Origin of the sequence: Streptomyces sp. NPDC059696, from assembly GCF_042733745.1 — a bacterium.
Lineage (GTDB): Bacteria > Actinomycetota > Actinomycetes > Streptomycetales > Streptomycetaceae > Streptomyces.
The window spans coordinates 2,014-27,968 of the sequence record NZ_JBHWFG010000040.1 but is presented as its reverse complement, the minus strand read 5'-3'; the positions used below and the strand labels follow the sequence as shown (position 1 = coordinate 27,968).

The 25,955-nt window shown below is 73.3% G+C and carries 21 protein-coding genes; 10 read left to right on the top strand and 11 right to left on the bottom strand.

The window, feature by feature from the left end:
• Position 1: 1 nt before the first annotated feature.
• Complete coding sequence (gene fdxA, locus ACFV20_RS31720) at positions 2–328, top strand: ferredoxin (protein ID WP_385663011.1); 327 nt, start codon at positions 2–4, stop codon at positions 326–328.
• Positions 325–1,089, top strand: a complete 765-nt coding sequence (gene fabI, locus ACFV20_RS31715; protein WP_385663009.1) for an enoyl-ACP reductase FabI — start codon at positions 325–327, stop codon at positions 1,087–1,089. Before fdxA ends, fabI begins: the two co-directional genes overlap by 4 nt.
• A 287-nt stretch (positions 1,090–1,376) precedes the next feature.
• Here fabI and serS read toward each other — a convergent pair whose 3' ends face one another.
• The 11 genes from serS to ACFV20_RS31660 form a co-directional block, all read right to left on the bottom strand.
• Complete coding sequence (gene serS / locus ACFV20_RS31710) at positions 1,377–2,654, bottom strand: serine--tRNA ligase (RefSeq protein WP_385663006.1); 1,278 nt, start codon at positions 2,652–2,654, stop codon at positions 1,377–1,379.
• A gap of 109 nt (positions 2,655–2,763) precedes the next feature.
• A complete protein-coding gene (locus tag ACFV20_RS31705; RefSeq protein WP_385663003.1) occupies positions 2,764–3,984 on the bottom strand; it encodes a beta-ketoacyl-[acyl-carrier-protein] synthase family protein in 1,221 nt (406 codons plus the stop codon).
• Positions 3,984–4,214: an acyl carrier protein gene (locus ACFV20_RS31700; protein WP_018888444.1), complete on the bottom strand. Its 231-nt coding sequence runs from the start codon at positions 4,212–4,214 to the stop codon at positions 3,984–3,986. Before ACFV20_RS31700 ends, ACFV20_RS31705 begins: the two co-directional genes overlap by 1 nt.
• A gap of 106 nt (positions 4,215–4,320) precedes the next feature.
• Positions 4,321–5,328 carry a beta-ketoacyl-ACP synthase III gene (locus ACFV20_RS31695; protein WP_385662999.1) on the bottom strand — a complete coding sequence of 336 codons (1,008 nt, stop codon included), beginning with the start codon at positions 5,326–5,328 and terminating at the stop codon, positions 4,321–4,323.
• Positions 5,325–6,317 (bottom strand): VlmB-like protein, encoded by a 993-nt coding sequence (locus tag ACFV20_RS31690; RefSeq protein WP_385662996.1) that lies wholly within the window; start codon positions 6,315–6,317, stop codon positions 5,325–5,327. Before ACFV20_RS31690 ends, ACFV20_RS31695 begins: the two co-directional genes overlap by 4 nt.
• Positions 6,314–6,883: a flavin reductase family protein gene (locus ACFV20_RS31685; protein ID WP_385662993.1), complete on the bottom strand. Its 570-nt coding sequence runs from the start codon at positions 6,881–6,883 to the stop codon at positions 6,314–6,316. The genes ACFV20_RS31690 and ACFV20_RS31685 overlap by 4 nt, the downstream gene beginning before the upstream one ends.
• A complete protein-coding gene (locus ACFV20_RS31680) occupies positions 6,880–7,482 on the bottom strand; it encodes a hypothetical protein (RefSeq protein ID WP_385662990.1) in 603 nt (200 codons plus the stop codon). The genes ACFV20_RS31685 and ACFV20_RS31680 overlap by 4 nt, the downstream gene beginning before the upstream one ends.
• Before the next feature lie 21 nt (positions 7,483–7,503).
• Positions 7,504–7,986: a type II toxin-antitoxin system RatA family toxin gene (locus tag ACFV20_RS31675; protein ID WP_385662987.1), complete on the bottom strand. Its 483-nt coding sequence runs from the start codon at positions 7,984–7,986 to the stop codon at positions 7,504–7,506.
• A gap of 2 nt (positions 7,987–7,988) precedes the next feature.
• Positions 7,989–9,284: an aspartate aminotransferase family protein gene (locus ACFV20_RS31670; RefSeq protein ID WP_385662984.1), complete on the bottom strand. Its 1,296-nt coding sequence runs from the start codon at positions 9,282–9,284 to the stop codon at positions 7,989–7,991.
• 135 nt (positions 9,285–9,419) lie between these two features.
• Complete coding sequence (locus ACFV20_RS31665) at positions 9,420–10,559, bottom strand: acyl-CoA dehydrogenase family protein (RefSeq protein WP_385662981.1); 1,140 nt, start codon at positions 10,557–10,559, stop codon at positions 9,420–9,422.
• A gap of 45 nt (positions 10,560–10,604) precedes the next feature.
• Positions 10,605–12,236 carry an aldehyde dehydrogenase family protein gene (locus ACFV20_RS31660; protein WP_385662978.1) on the bottom strand — a complete coding sequence of 544 codons (1,632 nt, stop codon included), beginning with the start codon at positions 12,234–12,236 and terminating at the stop codon, positions 10,605–10,607.
• Between the two features lie 150 nt (positions 12,237–12,386).
• On the opposite strand from ACFV20_RS31660, the gene ACFV20_RS31655 reads away from it, so the two are divergent.
• The 8 genes from ACFV20_RS31655 to ACFV20_RS31620 all read left to right on the top strand — a co-directional run bounded on the left by ACFV20_RS31655 (position 12,387) and on the right by ACFV20_RS31620 (position 25,857).
• Complete coding sequence (locus ACFV20_RS31655) at positions 12,387–12,701, top strand: acyl carrier protein (protein WP_385662975.1); 315 nt, start codon at positions 12,387–12,389, stop codon at positions 12,699–12,701.
• 11 nt (positions 12,702–12,712) lie between these two features.
• Complete coding sequence (locus ACFV20_RS31650; RefSeq protein ID WP_385662972.1) at positions 12,713–18,421, top strand: SDR family NAD(P)-dependent oxidoreductase; 5,709 nt, start codon at positions 12,713–12,715, stop codon at positions 18,419–18,421.
• An 18-nt stretch (positions 18,422–18,439) separates the two neighbouring features.
• On the top strand, positions 18,440–20,056 hold the full coding sequence (locus ACFV20_RS31645; RefSeq protein ID WP_385662970.1) for a fatty acid--CoA ligase: 1,617 nt from the start codon (positions 18,440–18,442) through the stop codon (positions 20,054–20,056).
• Between the two features lie 38 nt (positions 20,057–20,094).
• On the top strand, positions 20,095–21,099 hold the full coding sequence (locus tag ACFV20_RS31640; protein WP_385662968.1) for an LLM class flavin-dependent oxidoreductase: 1,005 nt from the start codon (positions 20,095–20,097) through the stop codon (positions 21,097–21,099).
• Positions 21,100–21,152: 53 nt separating this feature from the next.
• Positions 21,153–21,920 carry a thioesterase II family protein gene (locus ACFV20_RS31635; protein ID WP_385663089.1) on the top strand — a complete coding sequence of 256 codons (768 nt, stop codon included), beginning with the start codon at positions 21,153–21,155 and terminating at the stop codon, positions 21,918–21,920.
• A 289-nt stretch (positions 21,921–22,209) separates the two neighbouring features.
• Entirely contained in the window at positions 22,210–23,463 is a 1,254-nt protein-coding gene (locus ACFV20_RS31630) for a cytochrome P450 (RefSeq protein ID WP_385662965.1), read from the top strand.
• Positions 23,464–23,523: 60 nt separating this feature from the next.
• Complete coding sequence (locus ACFV20_RS31625; RefSeq protein ID WP_385662963.1) at positions 23,524–24,996, top strand: MFS transporter; 1,473 nt, start codon at positions 23,524–23,526, stop codon at positions 24,994–24,996.
• A 30-nt stretch (positions 24,997–25,026) separates the two neighbouring features.
• Positions 25,027–25,857: an alpha/beta fold hydrolase gene (locus ACFV20_RS31620; protein ID WP_385662960.1), complete on the top strand. Its 831-nt coding sequence runs from the start codon at positions 25,027–25,029 to the stop codon at positions 25,855–25,857.
• Positions 25,858–25,955 lie beyond the last annotated feature (98 nt).

Here is a 25,955-nt window from a genome sequence, read left to right as displayed (position 1 = left end):
GATGGCCTACGTCATCGCGCTGCCCTGCGTCGACGTCAAGGACCGCTCCTGCGTCGACGAGTGCCCCGTGGACTGCATCTACGAGGGCCGCCGGGCCCTGTACATCCACCCCGACGAATGCGTCGACTGCGGCGCCTGCGAACCCGTCTGCCCCGTCGAGGCGATCTACTTCGAGGACGACGTGCCCGCCGAGTGGGGCGACCACGCCGCCTCCAACGCCGACTTCTTCGCCGAAGTGGGCTCGCCCGGTGGTGCCTCCGCACTCGGCGCCCTCGGCCACGACTCCCCGATGGTGCGGGCCCTGCCCGAGGCGGTGACCCGGACATGAGCGGACTCCTCGCAGGCAAGCGGATCCTGGTGACCGGCGTCGTCACGGACGCGTCCATCGCCTTCCACACGGCCCGCATCGCCCAGGAGGAGGGTGCCGAGGTCGTCCTCACCGGCTTCGGGCGCCTCTCCCTGATCGAGCGCGTCGCCGGACGGCTGCCGAAGCCGGCCCCGGTGCTCGAACTCGACGTCACCGACCAGCGGCAACTGGACGGCCTCCCCGACCGCATCCGCGAGCACACCGACACCCTGGACGGACTGGTGCACTCCATCGCCTACGGGCCGCAGGGCGCCTTCTCCTTCCTGGACGGCGACTGGGACGACGTGTCGACCGCCGTGCACGTGTCGGCGTACTCGCTGAAGTCGCTCACCACGGCCTGCCTGCCGCTGATGGAGCGGCGTGGCGGCTCGGTGGTCGGGCTGACCTTCGACGCCGCGGTCGCCTGGCCGCGCTACGACTGGATGGGCGTCGCCAAGGCCGCCCTGGAGTCGACCAGCCGCTACCTCGCGCGGGACCTGGGCGGTCGCGGCGTCCGCTGCAACCTGGTCGCGGCGGGACCGCTGCGCTCCATGGCGGCCAAGTCCATCCCCGGGTTCGCCGACCTCGCCGGGGTCTTCGAGCACCGGGCCCCGGCGGGCTGGGACCCCACCGACCCGGAGCCGGCGGCCCGCGGGGTCGTCGCCCTGCTGTCGGACTTCTTCCCGCGCACCACGGGGGAGATCGTGCACGTCGACGGAGGGGTGCACATGATGGGCGCCTGAGCTCCGGGCCGGGCGCGGCGAAAGGGGCGGGAGCGGGTCGCGGACCCGGCTCCCGCCCCTTAGGGGTCCTTTCACTATGCCCGTCCGGGTCGCGCGGCCTGGCACCGCACCTCGCCGCGTTGCCGAAACGCCCACGTGGCTCCTCCCCCGAGCTCTCGGCTTCGCTCGAGCAGGGGGCGCCCCCATCGAGGGCGCCCCGGCGTCTTGCGATGCACGGCACCAGACCACGCGACCTGATCGGACGCCCATAGTGAAAGGACCCCTTTCGCGGTGGCGCCCGCCGGCGCCTACGCGGTGTCCCCGCCCGGCAGGATCCGGCGGAAGCCGGTGTACGGGACGAGGGCCTCGGGCAGCACCACCGAGCCGTCCTCCCGCAGGCCCTGCTCCAGCAGCGCGGCGACCGTGCGGCCGATCGGCAGCGCCGAGCCGTTCAGCGTGACCGCGGGCGTCCTGCTCCCGTCGGGCCGCTTGACGCGGATGTCCGCGCGACGCGCCTGGAAGGTGCCGCAGTCGGAGACCGAGGAGATCTCCCGGTAGGAGCCGCTGCCCGGCAGCCACACCTCGACGTCGTACGTCATCCGGGCGGAGAAGCCGAGGTCACCGGCCGGCAGCAGCACCACGCGGTGCGCCAGTTCCAGGCGCTTCAGGCACTCCTCGGCGTGGTTCACCATGAGTTCGAGCTGTGCCGGGGCGTCCTCGGGGGCGCACACGCGCACCAGCTCCACCTTCTCGAACTGGTGCAGCCGCAGGATGCCGCGGGTGTCCCGGCCGTACGCCCCGGCCTCCGCCCGGAAGCACGGTGTGGCGGCGGTGAAGGCCAGGGGCAGCGAGCGGGAGTCCAGGAGCCGGCCGGCCACCAGATTGGTCAGCGGGACCTCGGCGGTGGGGATCAGGAAGAGCTCCCGCTCACCCACCTGGGTGCGGAACAGGTCGTCCTCGAACTTGGGCAGCTGCCCGGTCCCGGTCATGGTGTCGCGGTCGACCAGGAACGGCACCGACTGCTCGGTGTAGCCGTGCTCGCGGGTGTGCAGGTCGAGGAAGAAGTCGCGCAGGGCCCGCTCCAGTCGTGCCCCGGCCCCGCGGGCGACCGAGAAGCGGGCACCGGACAGCCGGGCCGCGGCCGGGCCGTCGAGGATGCCGAGGGCCTCCCCGATGTCGGCGTGGTGGCGGGCGCCGTCCGCCGGACGAGGAGCGGGACCGCCCCGGCGTATCTCCACGGCCTCCTTCTCCGAGTCGCCGTCCGGGACGGCGTCCAGAGGGATGTTGGGGACGGAGAGCAGCAGCTCGGTCAGGTGGGCCGCGGCCGTGCGGGCGGCGGCCTCGGCCTGCTGCACCTCGGTCCGCAGCGCCCGGGCGGACGCCTTCTCCTCCTCGGTCGGCGGGCCGGAGCGGCGGGCCCTGGACGTGCGGTTCAGCTCGGTGCGCAGCCGGGTCACCTCGGCCTGCGCGCCGTTGCGCTCGCGCAGGGCGTCGGCCAGCGCGGCCGGGTCGAAGTCGTGGCGGCGGCGCGCCAGCCGCCGTACGGCCTGCGGCCCGTCCTTCAGCAGTTCTTGGGGATCGTGCACGGTGGACTCCTGACGTGGGGCGGGGTGGCGCCGTGCGGCCGGGTGCCGCACGGGAACAGCCGCCCGGCGGAGGTGCTCCGCGGGCGGCTGCCGTACGTGTCCGGGCCGTTCAGGCCGGGGCGATGGCCAGGGCCGTGTTCTGGCCGCCGAAGCCCAGGGAGTTGCTCAGGGCGAGGTCGATGGGCATGTAGGTGGCGGTCTGGGCGAGTTTGATGTCGATCCTGGGGTCGGGCATGACGAGGTTGGCGGTGGGCGGTACGACTTCGTGCTCGACGCTCAGCACGGTGAAGGCGGCCTCGACCGCCCCGGCCGCTCCGAGCAGGTGTCCGGTGACTCCCTTCGTGGACGTGACCAGCGGGTCCCCGCGCAGGGTCCGGCCGATCATGCGGGCTTCCGCCAGGTCGTTCAGCGGTGTCGACGTGCCGTGGGCGTTGACGTGCTGGACGTCGTCCGGGTCCGCGCCCGCGTCGGCGAGCGCGGCGCGGACGGCGGCCTCGATGCCCGCGCCGTCGGGGTGCGGCGACGTCATGTGGTGGGCGTCGGCGGTGGCGCCGTAGCCGATGATCCGGCCGTGCACATGCGCGCCGCGGGCCCGGGCGTCCGCCACCCGTTCCATGACGAGGATGCCGGCGCCCTCCCCGGCGACGAAGCCGTCCCGGTCGGCGTCGAACGGCCGGGACGCGGAGGCCGGGTCGTCGTGCCGCTTCGACAGCGCCCCCATCTGGGCGAAGCCGGCCATGACCAGGGGGGTGACCATGGCCTCGCTGCCGCCCGCGAGGACGATGTCGCAGCGGCCGAGGGCGAGCAGGTCCCGGGCCGTGCCGATGGCGGTCGCGCCCGAGGCGCAGGCGGTGGCCACCACCAGGTTGGGCCCGGTCGCCCCGAACTCGATGGCCGTCTGCCCGGCCAGCATGTTCGGCAGCTGCATGGGCAGCAGCAGCGGCGAGACCCGGTCCGCGCCCTGCTCGCGCAGCACGTGGTGCTGTTCCTCGACGGTGCCCGGGCCGCCGTCCGCGCAGCCCAGCACCACGCCCACCCGCGCCCCGTCCCACGTCTGCGGATCGAGGCCCGCGTCGGCCACCGCCTCGTGCGCGGCGACCAGCGCGAACTGGACGAACCGGTCCAGGCGATGGGCCCGCCGCGCGCTCAGCAGGCGCTCGGGGTCGAAGCCGGGCACCCGGCAGGAGATACGTACGGGGTTATCCGTCAGCAGCGGATCGAGGGCGGCGGCCGGCCTGCCGTCGCAGACCGCCGCCCAGCTCGGCCCGACCCCGATACCGCCCGGGGTGACCAGGCCGAGCCCGGTGACGGCGATGTCCATGCCCGCCATCAGACCTTCGCACTCCGCTCCTCCATGAGCCGGACCATGTCGGCCACGGTTTCCGCCTCCAGCAGGTCGTCGTCGCTGACGTCCAGGCCGAGCTCGGACTTCAGCAGCAGCGACAGCTCCACCACGGCCAGCGAGTCCAGCTCGATGTCCTCCCGGGTGGCCTCCGGGGTGATGGCCTCGGGCGACACCTTGAGCTTGTTGGACAGGATTTCCTTGAGCTGCTCCAGCATGTCGGTTCCTTTCGACAGTTCTCTCGAAGGCGCAAGCGCCCGTTCTCCGCTGTGTCGGACAGCGCTTGGTGGAGGGGCCGGCCCGGGCCCCGCTTGTGACGGGACGTCAGATGGTCTGCACCTCGGGCCAGACCAGCGTGGTCGCGCCCCAGGACAGCCCGCCGCCGAACGCGGTCAGCAGCAGCCGGTGCCCGGCGGTGAGCCGTCCGTCCGCCGCGCTCTCGGCCAGCAGCAGCGGCAGGGAGGCGGCGCCGGTGTTGCCGACCCGTGCGATGTTGCTCAGCCGCCGTTCGCCGGGGATGCCGAGCCGCTCCGAGACCGCGTCCAGGATGCGGGCGTTGGCCTGGTGCGCGGCGAACCGGTCGACGTCGCACGGCCGCCAGCCGGCCCGCTCGGCCGCCTCGGTGGAGGTGGCGGTCATCCGCTCCACCGCATGCCGGTAGGTGTCGCGGCCCACCATCCGGAAGAAACGGTCCTCCGGTGCGGGCTCCCGGCCGGACGACCGCTGCCGCGACCCTCCGGCCGGCACCTCGATCAGATGGCTCAGCCCGCCGTCGCTGCCCAGCACGAGCGGGCCCACCGCGCCCGGCTCCTCGGGGGAGCCCGCCCGCAGCAGCACCGCGCCCGCGCCGTCCGCGAAGATCACCGCCGTGGTGCGGTCCTCGGGGTTGATGATCGTCGTGAACGCGTCCGCGGCGATCAGCAGCACCCGGTCCGTCACCCCGGCGGCGATCAGGCCCGCCGAGCTGGCCAGGCCGTACAGGAAGCCGGAGCAGACGGCGGCCACGTCGAAGGCGGGCACCTCGCCGAGTCCGAGCCGCGCCGCGACCTGCGGCGCGGTGGCCGGGCACGGCTGGTCCGGGGTGGTGGTGGCCAGCACCACGGCGCCCGCCCGCTCGTCCCCCGCCGACTTCAGCGCCCGCAGGCCCGCCTCGACCGCCAGGTCGCTGGTCGCCGTGCCCGGGGCGACCACGCAGCGCCGGGCGATCCCGGTGCGCGAGCGGATCCACTCGTCCGAGGTGTCCAGGCGCCGGGCCAGATCCTCGTTGGTGACCACGTCGGGCGGGACGTACGACCCGATCCCGCAGATCACGGCGGCCCGTCCGGTGCTCACGCGCCCGGCTCCGGACTGCTGAGGACCTCCAGGGGCAGGCCCATGTAGGCCATCCGGGCCTCGGCCATCTCGTCGGTCCACCGCTCGGCCATGTCGTAGCGCTGCTCGGGAGTGGTGTCGAGCATCCGCACGCCGGGCCAGATCTCGTAGTCGCCGATCCGGTCGGCGTGCCGGAGCATGCCCTCCTGGAACAGCTCCTCGCGGTGGATCACGAACTCCCGGTCGGGGATCTCGTCCCACAGCCGCACACCGGCCCGCAGGATCTCCAGCAGACGCGGACGGTACTCGGGGTGCGCCGCCACGTGGTCGCGCAGGATGGTGCTGGCCACCGTCAGATGGCGGATCTCGTCGATCGCGGTGCCCCGGGAGATCTCGCCGGTGGCCGGGGACAGGGGAGTCCACTTGCGTTCGCTCAGCTCGGCGGCCGGCGCCAGCACGCCCTCGATGACGATGGCGAACACGGCGACACCGCCGGGAAAGTCGGCCTGGTCGCGGACGATGTCGAGGGTGAAGTCGACCACCGGGTCCAGCACCCGGGCGCGGTAGTCCCGGGCCATCTCGTCGATGCTCTTCAGAAGCGTGTCGGCCGGGACGCCCAGTTCCACCAGGTGGTTGCGGAACACCCGGGCGTGCCGTGCCTCGTCGAGCAACTGGGTGGCGTAGAACTCCATCTCGGGGATGCCGGGCGCGATCGACACGTAGTGGCCGAGCAGCCGGGTGGCCAGCTCCTCGGACAGCCCGCGCAGGCCGAACTCCAGCACCAGCGCCTCGCGCAGCGGGCCCGGCTCCTTCAGGAAGTCCGGGACGATCGCGTCGTCGTGGTGGCCGGTCACACCGCGGTCGCGCAGCGTGCCCTGGGCCACCGAGGTGATCCAGTAGGCGAGGTCGCACTCCTCGGGACCGAGGGTGAGTTCCTTCGCCCCGTCCAGCAGACCGGGCGCCTTGTCCCAGTCGGCCTCGGGGGCCACGATTACCTTGGACTGCGTCATGACGCGGCGGCCTCCTTCGCCGGGTGCAGGGTGCCGGCGTGCAGGCGGCCGGCGTAACTCAGCAGGGGGAGCCCTTCGTCCGCCCTGGCGCGCACGACGTGGCCGAGCAGCAGCTCGCTGTCGCCCGCGGCGTGGGCGGAGTGGAAGCGGCAGGTGTAGTGGGCGAGCGCGCCCGCGATGAGCGGGGCCTGCGCGTACGGGTCCGCCGTCCAGGCCAGCCCCGCGAACTGGGCGCTGCCGTCGGGGCGCCCGCTGTCGGCGAACCGGCGGGCCACCTCCGCCTGGTCGCCGCCCAGCACGTTGATCGCGAACCGGCCCTCGGCGGCGGCCCGCCGCGCGAAGGACGACCCGGCCCGCAGCACGACGCCGACGAGCAGCGGCTCCCGCGAGACCAGGGTGACGGTGCTCGCGGTGGTGCCGTGCATCCGGCTCTCCGGGCCGGTGGTCAGCACCGACACCGGGGACGCCAGGTGGTAGAGCGCCCGGCGCCGTTCGGCCGGGTCCTGGCGGACGGGCCGGCGCGTGCGGGGGCCGGTCGCGGTCGCTGTCGCGGTCGCGGTGCTCATCGCAGCGCCTCCGCCTGCCTGGCCTTGGACTCACCGGCCGCGGCGGCCTGCGCCGGGGCCTCCTGCGCCACGGCGGCGTCCGCCCGCGGCGCCGGCTTGCGGACCGGGACGTGCCCGACCGGCACCGGGTCCGTCACATGCCCGACCGGCTTGGGGTGCGGCAGGCCCAGGTCGTCCAGGAGCCGCAGGTAGCCGGGCTGGCGGACCGGCTCGAAGGGCAGCGCGAAGGACTTCATGAAATTGCCGAACAGCCCGCGGTCGCCGAAGAGATGGAAGGGCAGCACCAGCAGCGCCCACTCCGGCTTCACCAGCCAGCACCACAGCGCGGCGACGGCGGCCTGGGTGATGAGGCTGTGCATCACGTTGTACAGGACGTAGTACGCCTTGTGGATCGGCCGTCCGCCACTGCGCCGGAACGCGATCGCGCCCGGGATGTAGCCGATCAGGTCGATGTAGAGGAAGAGGGCGATCGCCGGCAGCCAGCGGATCTCACCGAAGTGGGCGATCATCAGGCCGGTGGTGACGGCGAAGCCCACCAGGTACTCGGCGCGGTGCAGCGAGTACGTGCGCGGTGTCTCGAACGGGTTTGCCTGGTCCATGGTCAGCAGCTCCCTGATGCGCTAGGCGCCGACCGCGGCGGGCGTGGTGAGTTCTATGCCGCCGCTGATGCGCACGGCGGGGAACAGACCGGTCAGCGCCCAGGCCACGGTCTCCTTGATGACCCGCTCGGCGATCGGGTCGAGGATGCCCTCCAGACTCGGGATGCCGAAGTCGAAGTCGGCGTCGAAGCGGACCGCGACGTCGTCACCGTCCTGCGTCACCGCCCAGGTCCCGGAGAAGGAGTCGAAGTCCCCGTCGGACTGCTCGAAGCGGATCTCGCCCTGCTCCGGCAGCACGGTGTCGTCCTCGGTCCAGCGCAGCAGGCCGCTGCGGAAGTGCAGCTCCCAGCTGGAGGAGGCGGCGGGGTCGGGGTAGGCGGCGTGCACCGTGGTCGCGTTGACGTGGGGCGCCAGGTCCGGGTACCGCTCCCAGCGCCGTACGGCGTGCAGGACCGTCTCGGCCTGCTCCCCGGGTATCAGAGCATCGAGTTCGACGTGCCTCACGATCAGTTACCGCCTTCCGGCATCTTGGCCGCGCCCCGTACGAGGTCGCGGGTGGCCAGGTCGAAGGAGTTGAGGAGGAAGTCCACGTCGCTGTCGCCGAGCACGGCGGGCGGGGTGAACCGCACCACCGAGCTGCCGTTCATCGAATGGTTGGCGACCACGCCGTGGTTGAACAGTTCGATCAGCAGCTCGCCGGCGAGTCCGGCCTCGACGAGCTCGACGCCGATCAGCAGGCCCCGTCCGCGCACGTCCACCACGAGGTCGGGGATGTTGCGGCGCGCGATCTCGGTGATCGCCGGCAGCAGCCGGGCGCCGAGGTCCAGCGCCCTGGTGACCAGACGCTCCTCCTTCACGGCCCGGATGGCGCCCTGGACCGCGGCCATCAGCACCGGCTGCCCGGAGAACGTGGCGGTGTGGACGTAGGGGTCCTTGTCGAAGGGACGGAAGGCCTTGCGGGTGGCGACGGCCGCCGACACCGGCATCACCCCGCCGCCGAGCGCCTTGCCCGCGAGCAGGACGTCCGGGACGACGCCCTCGATGTCGGCGCCCCACCACTCGCCGAGCCGGCCGAAGCCGGACTGCACCTCGTCGAGGATCAGGAAGCCGTCGTACTCGCGCACCAGGGTCTCGACGCGCTTGAGGTAGCCCTTCGGCGGGATGATCACACCGCCCTCGCCCTGGACCGGTTCGAGGATGACGCACACCTCGCCCGGGTGGGCGGCGAGTTCGGCCTCCAGGGCGTCGGCGTCGCCGAAGGGCAGGTGCAGGAAGTCGGGCACCAGCGGGCGGAACGGCCGCTGGTAGACCTCCTTGGCGGTGGCCGACAGCGCGCCGAGGGTCTTGCCGTGGTAGCCGCCGCGCATGGAGACCGTGCGCTTGAAGCCGCCCGCGCGGGCCAGCTTCAGGCCGGTCTCCACCGCCTCCGCCCCCGACAGGGCGAAGTGCACCCGGTCCAGACCGGGCGGCAGCACCGAGACCAGTGCCTCGGCCGCGCGGGCCACGGTGGGCTCCAGCAGGATGCGGGTCGCGGTGGGGTGGGTGCGCAGCTGGCGCTCCACCTCCTCCATCACGATCGGGTGGCGGGCGCCCATCACGAACACGCCGTAACCGCCGGCGTTGAGGAAACGCTCACCGTCGCTGGTGGTGAGCCAGGCGCCCTCGGACGCGACTTCCATGTGGCTGCCGAACAGCTCGGCGAGCGTGGCCCGGCCCTTGCTCAGATGCGCGCGGTACAGGCCGAGGACCTCTGCCTCGGCGTCGGCGGACGAAGCCGCCGGGGATTCCTGGACGACGGTCACGTGTGGCTCACTCCAAGGGGTCGTGGGGTCGTGCGGACAGGACCGGGCCCGTGCCGCGGCCGGGGCCCTGTCCGGCCGCGGCTGTGGTGCCGTGACCGGGTCTTCACCGGCCGGCGGACCGTCCCGGCCGCGGCCCTAGGCGAGGACGAGCTGGCCGCCGTCGAACCAGCGCAGCAGCGGCTCGGCCGCGGCGGTGCGCGACGGCGGGTGGAAGGCGAGGGCCCGCAGCGCCGCCGCGGCCTGTGCCGGACCGGAGCCGCGGATGAAGTCCAGGCCGCCCAGCAGCTCCAGGGCGCGGGAGGCGATGTCGGGCAGGGCGTTCTGCACGGCGTACCGCGCCACCAGTACGCGGGCCACCGACTCCTCGTCACCGGGCTCCGGGCCGGTCGCCCGCGCGACGCCCTCCAGCAGCGCGACCGCGGTCTCCATGTCCACGGCGAGGGAGGCTCGCTCCGCCACGCTGCCGCGCTCGCGCTCCAGCACCTGCTCCACCAGCGCCAGCGCACCACCCGCGTACCCGGCGGAGATCAGCAGCTCGAACCAGACGAACCCGGCCGACTGGAGGTCGTCGAGGCGGTGCGGATCGTCGGCGCCGGCCCGCACGACCATGCCGGCCGGCACGAACACGTCCTCCAGCCGCACCTCGTCGCTCTCCGCGCCCGCCAGCAGGTCGTTGCCCCAGAACGGGTGCACGGTCAGGCCGGGCGCGTCGGCCGGCACCAGGGCGAGCGCCAGCTCCGGCTCGCCGTCGTCGCCGTGGATGGCGACGCTCGCCGTGAGCAGGCTCATCGAACGGGACAGGCTGCACGGCTTCTTGGCGCCGGTGAGCAGGAACCCGTCGCGCACCGGGCGGGCGGTCACGGCCGGCTTGAGGATGTTCTGCGCCGTCCGGCCCTCGGCCCAGCCGGACGCCATCACCTGCTGGTCGGGCACGACTCGGCGCAGCAGGGCCGTCTGCTCGTCGGTCAGCCGGCCCGCCTTGACGGCCAGCGAGTACAGCATCGCGACGGTGAAGTGGTGCATCGACACGGCCGCCACCAGCGACGGGGACACGGCGCCCAGGGCCAGCTGGACCCGCAGCGCCTCCAGGGCGTCGGCGCCGTGGCCGCCGTACTCCTCGGGGATCAGCAGACCGACCCCGCCGTGGATGCGGAACAGGTCGATCACCGGGCTGCCGGGCCGCTCGCGCTCGGCGTACGGGATCTGGTCCAGCTCCTTGAGCAGACCGGGGTGGAAGCGCTCGCAGACGGAGCGCGCGAGGTCGAGGGAACGCAACGGAAGCCTCCAGCGGAAACGGCGGGGTTCAGGGACGCAGGGCGGTCAGGCGCCGAACACGGCGTCGTACGGGCTGACGCCGCGGGCGATGCTGACGCCCTGCACGTGGGAGGTCTTGAGCATCGGGTAGTTGGCCTCGCCGAAGGCGCCGCCGGTGCGGCCGGTACCGCCGTGGCTGGGCAGATAGGGCAGGAAGCCGATGTGGGAGTCGTTGACCTTCAGCAGGCCACCGTTGACGACCCGTCGCACGAAGGTCTCGATGACGTGGTCGGACCGCGACCACAGGGAGTTGCGCAGCCCGTAGTCGTTGCTGTTGACGAAGCGCAGGAACGCCTCCAGGAGGGCGTCGTCGTCCTCCCGCTCGGGAACCACGATCGGCACCAGCGGGAAGAACGTCTCCTCGCGCACCACGTCGTAGGTGCGCGCCCGGTCCAGGCCGTCCACGCGCACCACCGTCGGCTGGAGGAAGACCCCCGTCTCCGAGGGCGTGCCGTCCAGTTCGGTGCGGTGGCCGCCGGTGACCAGCTCGGCGCCGTTGTCCAGCGCCTGCCGCAGCAGCCGGAAGAACCGCTCGCTGCGCCGCACCGGCGACAGCAGCACGTCCTCCTCCTCGGGCAGGCCCGGCCGGATGCCCTTGACCTGCTCCTTCACCTCGGCGATCAGGCTGTCCGCGACGTCCGGGTGCACCAGCACGTAGTTGGGCACCATGCAGATCTGGCCGGAGCCGTAGAAGGCCTCGGTGATGGCCTCGGCCGCCCACGTGATGTCGGCGTCCTTCCACACCACGATGCCGTCGTTGCCCGCCAGTTCGAGGATCGGCTTCTTGCCGTGCGCCACGCACTGCTGCTCGAAGCGCAGGCCCTCCTGGCTGCCGCCGATGTAGAAGATGTCGTTGATCAGCGGGTCCGCGATCCAGCGGTCCATGGTCTGCTTGGGGTTGCTGCACACCGCGTTGAGCACCCCGGCGGGAGCGTCCATCTCCTCCAGCAGCGGTGCCACCACGTCCCGCAGCAGCCACATGGTGCTCAGCGCGATGCTGCGCGGCGCCCGCACCACCACCGCGTTACCGGCCATCAGCGCCAGCACGCACAGGGCGGCGCTCGGCAGGGGCGCGTTCTGCGGCGGGTTGAAGGCCACCACACCGTCGGGCTGGCGGTGCAGCACCAGCGTGCGGCCGGCGTACTCCTTCTCCACCCGCATCTGCTTGGTGTACCAGCGCAGGGAGCCCGGGGAGTAGATCTGCAGCAGGCAGCTCAGCTCCCAGCGGGCCAGCTTGACCGGGTGGGATTCGGCGACCAGCATGCGCAGGAACTCGTCCTGGTGCTTGATGAGTTCCTCGCGGAACCGCGTGCCCAGCCGCATCCGCCGCTCCAGCGGCACGGCCGCCCAGTCGGGTGCGGCGGCGGCCGCGGCCTGCGTGGCCAGGTCGATGGACGCGTCGTCCGCGATCGCGCAGCGCCCGACGACGTACGGGTGCCTGGCCGCCTCCGACTCCGGGTCCTGCTCCAGGGCGCGCTTCAGGCTCACGCTGGTGAACACGTCTTCCAGCAGGGACCGGCCGCTGACGGTGTACACCCATCCGTCACCCGCGACGTCCTTGCCCGCGATGTAGAGGTCGTAGCTCTTGATATCGGAAGGTGCCTCGGCACTCTCCTCCTGCGCGGCTTCGCGAAGCATCTTCAGCCTTTCACCTTTGGCGAGCGGATTTTTCGAAGCAGTGCGAGCGTGGCAGCGGAATCTGACCCGGCGCTGACAGGGAGCTGATTCAGCCAAGCCGGCCCCGTCGTCCGTCAGTGGGGCGTCAGCCTGCGCTGCTTGCATGACCGCATGCCACCCGTCGACAGCACTGTTCAGCGCCTGCGCGATCTGCCGCGCGCCGAACTCGCCGAAGAAATCGAGTCGATCGTCCTGAAGAAATTCAGGGCGGTTCTCCTCATGGACGAATCCGAGGACCTCCCGCTCGACATCAGCTATTTCGATCTCGGACTCACCTCACTGCGGCTGACCGAGATACGGCAGAGCCTGGAGCGGCTCCTTGATCTCTCCATCAACGTCAGCGTGCTCTTCAACGAGCCGACGATCGCCCATCTGGTGGACCACCTGACCCAGGCCGTCCAGGACAGTTCCTCCCAGGAAAGCTAAGGAGTCCCTCCATGCCGCGTGCGGAATCCCAGCAGCCGCCCGAGCCGGTCGCGATCGTCGGAATCGGTCTGCGATTCCCCGGCGGCAGCACCTCGCCCGACGAGTTCGACGCCTTCCTGCGGGAGGGGCGCAGCGGGATCGGCCCGATCCCGCAGGACCGGTGGGACGTGGCCGCGTTCACCCCCGAGACCCCCGAGGACAAGGGGAAGATCCACACCACCGCGGGGGGCTTCCTCGACCGCGTGGACCTCTTCGACGCCGCCTTCTTCAACATCTCCCCGAAGGAGGCGCGCTACATGGACCCCCAGCAGCGCCTGCTGCTGGAGACCGCCTGGCAGGCCCTGGAGCACGCCAACATCGATCCGGCACCGCTGCGCCGCGGCAACGGGGGCGTCTACGTCGGCGCCAGCTCCATCGACTACGCGCTGGAGCTGGAGTCCCTGCCGTACGAGGAGATGGACGGCCACCTGGCCTCCGGCATCACGATGTTCCCGCTGTCGGGCCGGCTGTCGTACTTCCTGGGGTGGCGCGGCCCCAGCATGAGCGTCGACACCGCCTGCTCCTCCTCCCTGGTCGCACTGCACCTGGCGGTGCAGGCCCTGCGCTCCGGCGAGACCGACATCGCGCTGTGCGGCGGCGTCAACGCCCTGCACCACCCGCGCATCCCGGTGATGTTCTCCAACGCGCAGATGCTCGCCCCGGACGGGCAGTGCAAGACCTTCGACGAGTCGGCCGACGGCTACGCGCGCGCCGAGGGCTGCGGCGTCCTGGTCCTCAAGCTGCTCTCCGACGCCGAGCGTGACGGCGACCGGGTGCTCGCCCTGGTGCGCGGCACCGCCGTCGGCCAGGACGGCGACAGCGCCGGACTGACCGTGCCCAACGGCCCCGCGCAGGAGAAGGTGATCCGCGCCGCGCTGGCCACGGCCCGCCTCGCCCCCGAGGACATCCAGTACGTGGAGGCGCACGGAACCGGCACCCCGCTCGGCGACCCGATCGAGTTCGGCGCCATCGGCGACGTGTTCGCCGAGTCGCACACCGCCGACAACCCCGTGCTCACCGCGTCGGTGAAGACCAACCTGGGCCACATGGAACCGGCCTCCGGCATCGTCGGCGTCATCAAGACGGTGCTGCAGCTGCGCTCCGGCACCATCTACCCGCACCTGAACCTCACCACTCCGTCCGGGCGCATCCCCTGGGACCTCTATCCGCTGCGCGTGCCGACCGCCTGCGAACCGTGGCGGGCCGAGGTGCGCCGCGCGGTCGTGAACAGCTTCGGCTTCGCCGGCACCATCGGCGCGGTGGTCCTGGAGCAGGCACCGGAGGCGAGCCCCGCGCCGCGGCCCTCCGGCACGCCCGCCGCCCCGCTGTTCACCCTCTCCGCCAAGAGCTCCGCGGCCCTGCGCGAGCAGGCCGCGCAATACCGGCGGCTGCTCGACGAGCGGCCCGACCTCCCCCTCGACGCCCTCTGCCACACCGCCAACGTCGCCCGCACCCACCACCCCTACCGCGTCGCCGCCCCGGTCGCCGACCGCGCCGCCCTGACCCGGCTCCTGGACAAGGCGGCCGGCCAGGACCACGAGGGCCCCAGTGGCATCCGCAAGACCGCCTTCATGTTCACCGGCCAGGGCTCCCAGTACGCCGGCATGGGCGCCGCCCTCTACGAGGCCCTCCCGGAGTTCCGCTCCCACGTCGACGCGTGCGACCGGCTGTTCGCGGAGCACCTGGAGCGCTCCGTGCGCGACCTGCTGCTCGGCACCGCCGACGACCCCGGGGCGATCGACCGCACCGAGTACACCCAGCCCGCCCTGTTCACGCTCGAGTACGCCCTCGCCCGGCAGTGGATGGCCTGGGGCGTGCGCCCCAACGTGCTCGTCGGGCACAGCATCGGCGAGGTCGTCGCCGCCGCGGTCGCCGGCCTGTTCAGCCTCCCCGACGCCGTGCGGCTGGTCGCCGCGCGGGCCCGGCTGATGCAGGCGGTGCGCGCCGAGGGCGGCATGGCCGCGGTCGCCGCCCCCGCCGAGGACGTCGAGCCGCTCCTGGAGAGCCGCCCCGACCTCGCCCTGGCCGCGGTCAACGCCCCCGACCAGTGCGTCGTCTCCGGCGCCCTGCCCGCCCTGGACGAGGTCTGCGGCATCCTGAAGGAGCGCGGCGTGCGCGTCGACCGGCTCGCCGTCTCGCACGCCTTCCACTCCCCGCAGATGGCCGAGGTCTACGACGACTTCCGCGCCGCGCTCGACGGCATCGAGTTCCACGAGCCGGCCATCAGCCTGATCTCCAACGTGACCGGACGGCTCGCCCGGTTCCGCGACATCGCCACCCCCGACTACTGGGTGCGGCACATCGGCGAACCCGTGCGCTTCCTGGACGGCATCCGCGCGGTGGCACGGCGCGGCCGGCACGCCATGATCGAGGTCGGCCCGCAGGCCGCGCTCACCGCGCTCGCCCGGCGCGGCGTCGACGCCGAGGACCACCTGTGGCTGGCCAGCCTGCGCCGCCGGGACCGGACGGCCGGCACCACCCTGACCGCACTCGCCGAGTACTACGCCGCCGGACTCACCGTCTCCTGGCCCGGCTACCACGCCGGGCACGCCGTGCCCGCCAAGGCGGACCTGCCCACCTACGCCTTCCAGCGCAAGCGCTACTGGCTGCCGGCCGCCGGACCCCGCCGCGCCGCCGCGGGCGGCACCGCCCGCCACCCGCTGCTCGGCACCGAGGAGCGCTTCGCCTCGGGGGTGCGGGAGTTCACCGCGGAGTTCACCGCCGAGGACCTCGGCCCCCTCGCCGACCTGGCCGACGGCGGACGCACCACCCTGCCCGCCGGCGCCTACGTCGACCTGCTGTTCGCGGTCCAGGACGCGGTCCGCGGCCACGCCCGGTCCGCCGTGCGCGACCTCCGGCTGCTCGCGCCGCTCGACCTCCCCGCCGAGACCACGACAGCCCTGACCACCCGGTGGCGGCCCCTGCCGGGCGGGGGCGCCGAGGTGGCGGTGTTCACGGTCGTCGGCGGGGAGGAGGACGTGCACGCCACCGCGGTGATCGCCGCCGACCCCGAACCGGTGGTCCCCGTCTCCGAACTGGCCGAACTGGACGCGGACCTCGCCCCCGCCGCGACGCAGATCGACGACGAGGACATCTACACCGACCTCGCCTCCGTCGGCCGCCCGAACGGCCCCCGGATGCGGCTGCTGCTGCGCGCCGCCCGGCACGCCGACGGCCTGGTCACCGGGGAGCTGACCGGCCGCAGCGCCTCCGCCGTCGAACACGTGCCGGCGGAGCTCGTGGAGGCCGCCGTCCAGGCGTGCGTCGTCCTCGACCCCGAGGGCCCGGTGTTCGTGCCCCGCGGCGTCGCCTCGGTCCGCCACTTCCGCAAGCCCCGCGGCGAGGAGCTGCGCGTCCTGGCCCGGGTGCACGGCGAGCAGGACCGCCGCACCGCCGACGTGCTCCTCCTGGAGAACGGCGACCCGGTCGCCGAACTGCTCGGCGTCCGACTGGCCCGCCCCGAGGGCAGCACCGGCCGCCGCCGGTTCCTGCACCGCCCCGAGTGGGTCCGCCGCGCCCTGCCCGCACCGCGGACCACCGCGCCCGCCCGGCACGTCGTGCTGCTCGACCCGTCGCCCGCCCGCGCCGCCGACCTCGCCGGACGGCCCGGCCTTCAGGTCACCCGGTGCACCGGCCTCACCGAACTCAAGGCGGCCCTGGAGGACCCCACCGTCACCGACGTCGTCCGCGTCTGGCGGCAGCTCCCGCAGGCCATGTCCGCCGACCGGCTGCGCGCCGAGTGCGAGGAGAACTACCGAGAACTGCTCGCCCTGGTCACCGCGCTGGACGCCACGGGCACCGTCCGGCCGCCCCGCCTGTGGCTGGTGACCGAGGGAGCCCAGTGGCTGCCCGGCGACCCGGCCGGCGACGGCGGACACCTGGCCGCCGCCACCCTCTGGGGCTTCGGCCGGGTGCTGCTCACCGAGTACCCCCAGTACCGGGCCACCCTGGTCGACGTCGCCCCCGGCAGCGGCCTGGCCCCGCTGCTGGAGGAGTGGCACGCCGAACCGGCCGGCGAGTACCAGGTCGCCCACCGTCCGGGCCGCCGCTACGTCCGCCGGCTCCTCTCCGGCGACGCCCCGCTCACCTGGTCCGGCGGCTTCGAACTGCGCGCCCCCGACTCGGGCGACCTGTCCGACCTCGCGCTGGTCGCCGCCACGGACGTGCCCCCGGGTGCCGACGAGGTCCAGATCCGCGTCCGGTCGGTCGGCCTGACCGCCGGCGACGCCCGCACCGCCCTGGACACCGGCCGCGCGGAGCGCGAGGAACTGCTCGGCGCGGAGGAGGAGCCCCCGCCGCTGCTGGGCACCGCGGCCACCGGCACGGTCCTCGCCGCGGCCGAGGGGACCGGCTTCGCGCCGGGCGACGACGTCCTCGTACGCCACGACGGCACGTTCCGCTCCACGCTCACCGTCCCGGCGGCGGCCGTGGTGCACGCCCCGCCCGCCGGAAGGGACGACGCCGCCCGGCACTTCCGCCTCGACGAGACCGGCGAGGCGCTGCGGACGGCCCTGTCGGACCCGTCGGGACAGTCCTGGGTGACCCTCCCGGACGCCCCCGAGGCGGAGCCCGCCGCCCCCGCCGAGGAGGTACCGGCCGCCCTGCGCCCGGACCGCACCTACCTCGTCACCGGAGGGCTGGGCGGCCTCGGCCTGGTCACCGCCCGGAAGCTGATCGCCCTCGGCGCCCGCCACCTGACGCTGGTCAGCCGCAGCGGACGGCCCACCGAGGAGGCCGCCCCCGTCCTCGCCGACCTCGCCGAGCACGCCGAACTCGACGTGGTCCGCGCCGACATCGGCCGCACCGAGGACGTACGACGGCTGGTGCGGCACCTCGCGGCCGGCCCGCACCCGGTGGGCGGGATCGTGCACGCCGCGGGCGCCTACGACAAGAAGCTCATCGCCGAGCTGACCTGGGAGGCCATCGACGCCCAGCTGGAGGCCAAGGCGTACGGCGGCTGGCTGCTGCACGAGGCCGCCCAGTCCTCCTTCCCGGAGCTGGACTTCTTCGTCACCTACTCCTCGATCGCCTCGGTCCTCGGCGGCGCCACCCAGGGCCACTACGCCGCGGCCAGCGCCGCCCTCGACGCCCTCGCCGAGTGGCGCGGCCGGCAGGGCGTGCCCGGCCTGTCGGTGAACTGGGGCGCCTGGGCACGGGTCGGCATGTCGGCCCGCCTGGAGGAGCACCTCAGCCAGGAGATCGAACGCAGCGGCGTGCGCTTCTTCTCCCCGACCCGCGCCCTGGACACCCTGGCCAGGCTCTGGGGACGCCCCCGCACCCAGCGGGTGGTCGGCGAGTTCGACTGGGACCGCTACGTCGCGGGCAGCGTCACCGGCGACCTGTTCTACGACCGGCTCGCCCGCAACGCCTCCGACGACGACACCGGCCTCGACCTCACCGCGCTCACCGCCCTGCCCCCGGCCGAGCGGACCGCCGCCGTGACCGGGGTCGTCCGCGAGAAGGTCGCCGCCGTCCTGCACCTGGAGGAGGGCGACGAACTGAACGCGAACACCGAGTTCGTCTCCCTGGGCCTGGACTCGCTGATGGCCCAGCAGGTCAAGGCCGCTCTGGAGCAGGCGTTCCGGCTGCCCCTGCCGGCCTCCCTCACTCACGACCACCCGACCGTGCGGCAGCTGGCCCAGTTCCTCTGCGGGCAGCTCGAGCCGGTGCCGGCCGCCTGACGCACCCAAGGACGGATCATGACTGACACACTCCGCGGCACACCGAGGGAGCGCTGGACGCTCACCCACTCCTCACGGGCCCACGCCGGCAGCCGGCCGGACCACCCGGCCATCATCTGCGAGGGCCGCGTCACCACCTACGACAAGCTGCACCGCGACAGCAACCGTGCCGCGCACGCCCTGTGCGCCGGGGGCGTGCGGCGCGGCGACCGGGTCGCCTACCTGGGGCGCGAGTCGGAGAACTACTACGTGGTGATGCTCGCCTGCGCCAAGGCGGGCGCGGTCCTGGTGCCGGTCAACTGGCGGCTCACCCCGACCGAGGTGGACCACATCCTGCGCGACTCCGGCGCCGCCCTGATCTTCGTCGACGACGAGTTCTGGGACACCGTCGCCGCGGTGCGCCACCACCTGCCCGGCCTGCGGCGGGTGATCCGCGTCGACGGCACCGACGCCGACGGCGAACCCGCCCGCGGCGCGGGCCTGCCCGCCTGGGCCGCCGACCAGCCCGACTCCGAGCCGGTGCCGGGCACCGGCCCCGACGACGCCGTGGTGCAGATCTACACCAGCGGCACCACCGGACTGCCCAAGGGCGCCGTCCTCGCCCACCGCAGCTTCTTCACCCTCCCGCACGCGATGCGCGAGCACGGCGTCGCCTGGATCGACTGGCTGCCCGACGACGTCAGCCTCATCTCGCTGCCGGGTTTCGGCGTCGCGGGCATCGGCTGGTTCCTGCACACCTTCAACGCGGGCGGCACCAACGTGATCATGCCGCAGTTCGACCCGCAGGAAGCGGTTCGGCTGATCCGCACCCACATGGTCACCACCACCTTCGCGGCCCCCGCCATGCTCCAGATGATGGCCGCCGAACGCGGCGCGGGACCGGAGGCGTTCACCTCCCTGCGCAAGATCGCCTACGGCGCTGCGCCCATGTCCGAGACCCTGCTCAAGCAGTGCCTGGAGACCTACGACTGCGAGTTCGCGCAGATCTACGCCAGTACCGAGACCGGCAGTGTGGCGGTGTGCCTGCCGCCCGAGGCGCACCACCCGGGCAGTCCCGTGCTGGACTCGGTCGGCAGGCCCTGCCCCGGCAACGAGATCAAGGTGATCGGCCCCGACGGCGACCCCCTCCCGCCCGGGCAGATCGGCCAGATCTGCGTGCGCGCCCCGTCCCGGATGCTCGGCTACTGGAACCTGCCCGAGGCCACCGCACGCACCCTGGTGGGGGAGTGGCTGCACATGGGGGACGCCGGCTACCTCGACGAGGACGGCTACCTCCACCTGTGCGACCGCATCAACGACACCATCATCGTCGCCGGGCAGAACATCTACCCGGCCGAGGTCGAGAAGGCGCTCGCCGCACACCCGGCCGTGGCGGACGCCGCCGTCGTCGGCCTGCCCGACGAGCACTGGGGCGAGAGCGTGCACGCGGTCGTCGTCCTGCGCCCCGGTGCCGAGGCGCACCCGCGCGACCTGCTGCTCTCCCTGCGCGGCCGGCTCGCCGACTACAAGATCCCCACCGCCTACCACTTCACCGACTCCCTGCCCCGCAACCCCTCCGGCAAGATCCTGCGCCGCGCGGTGCGGGAGCGGCTGACGGCACCGGCCCGAGACCCGCTGGCCGGCACGGTCGCATGACAGCGCGTCAGCCACCACGGACAGAAAGGTCGTCGCCCATGAACGGGCCCCTGCACGTCGGCATCCTGCTGCCCACCCGGGAACAAGCCATCAACGGCACCTACGCGGCGGCCCCGCTGCTGGACTTCGCCCGGCAGGCCGAGGCACTGGGATTCGACTCCCTCTGGGCGGGCGACTCGCTCACCGCCCGCCCGCGCCTGGACCCGCTCGTCGTCCTCGCCGCCGCTGCCGCCGCCACCGAGCGGATCACCGTCGGCACCGCCGCCCTGACCCCGGCCCTGCGCCACCCGCTGATCGGCGCCAACATGGTCGCGAGCCTCAGCCACGTGGCCGCGGGCCGGCTGGTCCTCGGGCTCGGCTCCGGCTTCCCCATGCCCGAGACGGAGGAGGAGTTCGCCTCGGTCGGCGCCGCCTTCACCGGCCGCGTCGGACGCCTCGACGAGATCACCGCCCTGTGGCGCACGGCCTGGCGCGCCGGACAGGAGGGCGAACCGGCCGACTTCCAGGGCCGGTACTGGCAGGCCGACCACCTCGACCGGCTGCCCTCCCCGGCCACCGCCGGCGGCCCGCCGCTGTGGCTGGCCGGCAGCGACACCCCCAAGGTGCTCGCCCGCGCCGCCACCCGCTACGACGGCTGGCTGCCGTTCCTGCCCGACCCCGAGGCCTACGGCCGGGCCCGCCGCCGGATCGCCGAGCTCGCCGAGGAGGCCGGCCGCCCCGCCGGCGCCGTCACCCCCGCCCTGTACGCGACGATCACCGTCAACCGCGACGAGCGGGCGGCCGAGGCCGAACTGGAGCACTACATCAGCCACTACTACGGCCGTTCCCTCGACCAGATGCGCACCATCCAGGCCTACGCCTGGGGCAGCGCCGAGAAGTGCGCCGAATGGCTCGGCGGCTACGTCCGGGCCGGCGCCCGCCACCTGGTCCTGAGGATCGGATCGCTCGACCCGGAACCGCAGTTGAAGGAGATCGCCGAGGTGCTGCTGCCCGCGGTACGCGCCCTCGGCCCGTCCACCACCGTGGGGAGTACACAGTCGTGACCAGTTCCACCAACGCAACGGACACCGGCGCCACCGTCACCGCCGGCAGCCGGATGTCCCGCGCGGGCCAGTGGTTCCACCCGGTGGAGCCCTCGCCCGACGCCTCGATCCGGTTGTTCCTGCTCCCACACGCGGGCAGCGGCGCCATCATCTACCGGGACTGGGAGAGCCTGCTGCCGCCCGACATCGCCCCGCAGGCCGTGACCCTGCCGGGCCGTCACAACCGCCGGGAGGAGCCGACGTACGAGGAGTTCTGGCCCCTGCTCGAAGCGCTGCACGAGGCCGTGCTCGACGACCTGGACGACCGGCCGTTCGCGTTCTTCGGGCACTGCCTCGGCGCCCAGCTGGCGTTCCGGCTGGCCATCCGCATGGAGGAGGAGGGCGGCCCGGCCCCCGTCATGGTCGGCATGTCCGGCTGGTCGCCCGTGGGCTTCTTCCAGCCCACCGAGGAGCAGAGCCGGATGCCCGAGTCCGAGCTCGTCGAGTGGATCAAGAAGCTGGGCTCCTTCCCCGCCGAGATCTACGACAACCCCGAGATGCTCGCCCTCGTGGTCCCCGCGCTCCGCGCCGACCTCCGGGTCGCCGCCCAGTACGTCGACGACGGCGCCGGGGTCGCCTGCCCGCTCGCCTCCTACGGCGGGCGCTCCGACCCCCTGCAGGAGGAACCGGACGCCATGACCCACTGGGCCGGACGCACCCCGGCCTACCTCGGCCACAACGAGTACTCCGGCGGCCACTTCTACATCGACACCCACGCCCAGGCCGTCACCGCGCACTTCGCGCACCGCCTGCAGCGGACCGTCGCCCAGCACGCGCGCTAGCCGCGACCCGACAGGCCGACCGGCCGGCCTTTCCGGCCACGGCACCGGCACGACACCGGGAAGGCGCCCCGCTCCGGCGCCTTCCCGGCCTGCACCACACACCCCCCAGCACCGGCCCCACACGGTTCCCCGGGTTCCACAGCCCGGCCAGTCCGCCGCGTCAGCGCCGTGTCAGCGGACTGCGCGACAGTGGCGCATGACCGTCCGCGGCTCAAGGACGGGACACCACCCATGTCCCCACCGCCCCGGCGGCGTCAGCGCGTCCGAGTCCGACCACGGGAGAGAGCCGGTGCCCAGGATCCCCCTGCCTGCCCCCTCACCCCTGGAGGCCGACTTGTCGCTCGCGGACCACACCGATGTCCTGGACTGGCCCTTCGCCCGCACCGAGGACGGAGACCCGCCGCCCATCCTGGCCGAACTGCGCAAAGCGCCCCCCTGCGTGGTGCGTATCCCGGCGGGAGCCGCCGAGTCCCGCCTGGCCTGGCTGGTGACCCGGTACGCCGACGTACGGCAGGCGCTGGGCGATCCCCGCCTCAGCGCCGACGAACGGCTGCCCGGCGCACCGGTGCGCATCCAGGTCCCGCCCGGCGGGAACCCGAGCTCCTTCCTGCGCCTGGACGACCCCGAGCACGCCCGGCTCCGCCGCATGATCCAGACCGAGTTCACCGCACGCCGGGTGAGGAAGCTGCGCGAACCGGTCCAGCGGCTGGTGGACGAGCTGCTGGACGAACTGGAGGAACTGCCCCGGCCGGCCGACCTGCACGCGGTGTTCTCCCGCGCGCTGCCGACCCTCGTCATCGCACGGCTGCTGGGCGTTCCGGAGCAGGACTCCGCGTTCTTCATCGAGAAGACCCGCGTCACCATCTCCCAGGAGGACCCGGCGGTCTCCCTGGCCGCCTTCGAGGAGATGTCCGAGTACCTGGCCAAACTGGCGCTGCGCAAGCTGGAGAGTCCTGGCGACGACCTGATCAGCCGCCTCGCCGTCAACCACCACGCGCGGGGCGCGATCACCCTGGACGAGCTGGTCGGCATCGCCCGGCTGGTCCTGGTGGCCGGACACGAGACCACCACGAACCAGATCGCCCTGAACATCCTGGCGCTGCTGCGCGACGACGACCTGCGGGCGCGGGTGGCCGCCGACGACGGCGCGCTCATACCGAACTTCATCGAGGAGTCGATGCGCTACTGGTCGATCTCCCAGGACGCGATGGTCCGGCTGGCGGTGGAGGACCTCGAACTCGGCGGTGTGACCGTCTCCAAGGGCGACGCCGTCGTCATCTCCGTGCCCGCCGGCAACCACGACGAGTCGGTCTTCGCCTGCCCGCACCGGATCGACCCGCACCGCGACACCAGCGGCCACCTGCAGTGGGGCTTCGGGCCGCACTACTGCCAGGGGGCCCCGCTGGCGCGGCTGGAGATGGAGCTGTCGCTGCGCTCCCTGCTGCGGCGCTTCCCGAACCTGCGACTGGCGGCCGACCCGCGCACGGTCTTCCGCCGCGGCACCGTCTTCCACGGGGTGACACACCTTCCCGTGACCTGGTGACCGGCCACGGTACCGGCACCACCGGCCAACCACCCGAAAAGATCGAGAAACGGAGTCGTCATGACTTCTGAGACACGCACGGAAGTCGCCGTCGAGGGGCGTGCGCCGACGCCCTCCGGCGGCGCACCGGCCGCCGCCCCCTCGGCCGGTGCCCTCCTGGTGGTGCTCGTGGGCACGTTCATCACGGTGCTGGACTTCTTCATCGCCAACGTGGCCGTCCCCGCCATCAAGGCCGACCTGGGCGCGAGCGCCGCCCAGGCCCAGATGTTCGTCGTGGGCTACGGCGTCGCCTTCACCGCGGGACTGATCACCGGCGGCAGGCTCGGCGACCTCTTCGGCCGCCGGCGGATGTTCACGCTCGGCATGGTGCTGTTCATGCTGGCCTCGGCCGCGTGCAGCCTGGCCCCCACGGCGACCGTCCTGATCGTCGCCCGCATCGCCCAGGGCGCCGCCGCCGCGCTGATGGTGCCGCAGGTGCTCGGCATCATCGGCACGGTGTACACCGGCGCCGCCCGCGACCGCGCCTTCAACGCCTACGGCCTGGTCATCGGACTCGCCGGCGTCTTCGGCCAGTTCATCGGCGGTGCCCTGATCACGGTCGACATCGCGGGACTGAGCTGGCGGACCATCTTCCTGATCAACGTCCCGCTGTGCCTGGTCTCCCTGGCCTTCGCCGGCCGCACGATCCCCGAGTCGCGCGGTGAGGGCGGCACCCGGCTGGACCTCGTGGGTGCCCTGCTGGTCACGGCGTCCCTCGGCATCATCGTCTTCGCGCTGCTGGAGGGCCAGGAGCGCGGCTGGCCGGTGTGGGTGTGGGAGGCGCTGGCCGGCGCGGCCGTCCTGGTGGCGGTCACCGTCTGGCACCTGCGCCGGCGGGCGGCGGCCGACCGGGGCCCGCTGATCGAACCCGCCCTGTTCAAGGGCCGGGTGTTCTCGGTGGGGCTGACCGCGACGGTGGTCTACTTCCTCGCGATGGGCTCCTTCTTCTTCGTGCTGGCCCTCTACCTGCAACTGGGCCGGGGCCTGTCGCCCCTGGAGTCCGGGTCCGTCTTCCTGGCCCTGGGCGCGGGCTACTTCGGTGCCTCGGTGATGTCGTCGCGCAAGGCCGCCTCGGTCACCGCCCGCAGGGTGGCCGTCGGGCCGCTGACCCTCGCGATCGGCTACACGGCGGTCGCCCTGACCGCCGAGCGCCTCGACACGACGGGACACGTGCTGTGGCTGCTGCCCGCCCTCCTCGTCGCCGGGCTCGGCATGGGCCTGACGACCGGGCCGCTGACCAACCTGGTGCTGGGCGCGGCCGTTCCCGAGCACGCGGCCTCCGCGTCCGGACTGCTGAACACCGCTCAGGAGGGCGGCGCGGCCGTCGGCGTGGCGATCGCCGGCGCGGTCTTCTTCCCCACCCTGGCCGACGCCGGCGGCACGGCGGGCGCCTACCCCCACGCGTTCGCCGTCACGCTCGTCCCGCTCATCGCCCTGGGACTCCTGGCCTCCGCCCTGGTCCTGGCGGCACCGGGCCGCACCGCACGGCGCTGAGGGTCCCCACCACCAAGGAAGGCAGGCGTCATGCCGTACGTCACCACCCGGGACGGGACCCGGCTCCACTGCACCGACTGGGGCGAAGGACGTCCCGTGGTGCTGCTGAACGCCGCCATGGCGGACTCGCGGATGTGGGAGTTCCAGGCGCCGTTCCTGGCCGGTCAGGGGCTGCGCTGCGTCACCTACGACCGGCGCGGCACCGGGCGTTCGGACGTCCCCTGGAGCGGCTACGACTACGACACCCTCGCCTCGGACCTCGCCGACCTGCTCGACCACCTCGACCTGCGGGACGTCCTGCTGGTCGGCTACGCGGTGGGCGGCGGCGAGGCCGTGCGCTACCTCTCCCGGTACGGCGCCGGGCGGGTGGGGAAGCTGGCGCTGGTCGCCTCGACCACGCCGTTCCTGCTGCGGGCCCCGGACAACCCGGACGGGCTGGAGATGGCGCTGTTCGAGGAGATCGAGAAGGCCGTCCGGACCGACCGGGCCGCCTGGCTGAGATCACTGACCTGGCCGTTCTTCGCCGGCCCCGAGGCGGATCCGGCGAGCACTCCGCTCTCGCCCCGACTGGCCGAGTGGCTGATGGACCTGGCCATGGACACCTCGCCGCGGGCCGCCACGGAGATCTACCGCACGCTGTTCACCACCGACCTGCGGGCGGAGACGGCGGCCGTCCGGGTGCCCACCCTGGTCATCCACGGCACCGCCGACCTCGCGGCGCCGTATCCGCTGTGCGGCCCCCGCACCGCTGAGCTCGTTCCCGGCAGCACCCTGCTGACCTACGAGGGCGCGGCCCACGGTCTGTTCGCCACCCACGCCGACCGTCTCAACGAGGACCTGCTGGCCTTCGCCAAGCAGTGATCGCGAGGGCGACGCCCCCGCGCGACCGCCGCCCCGCCCCCGGGCGGGCGGCGGGCCGGCATACCCCCCGGCCCCCGCGGCCCCCACCCCCCGCCAGC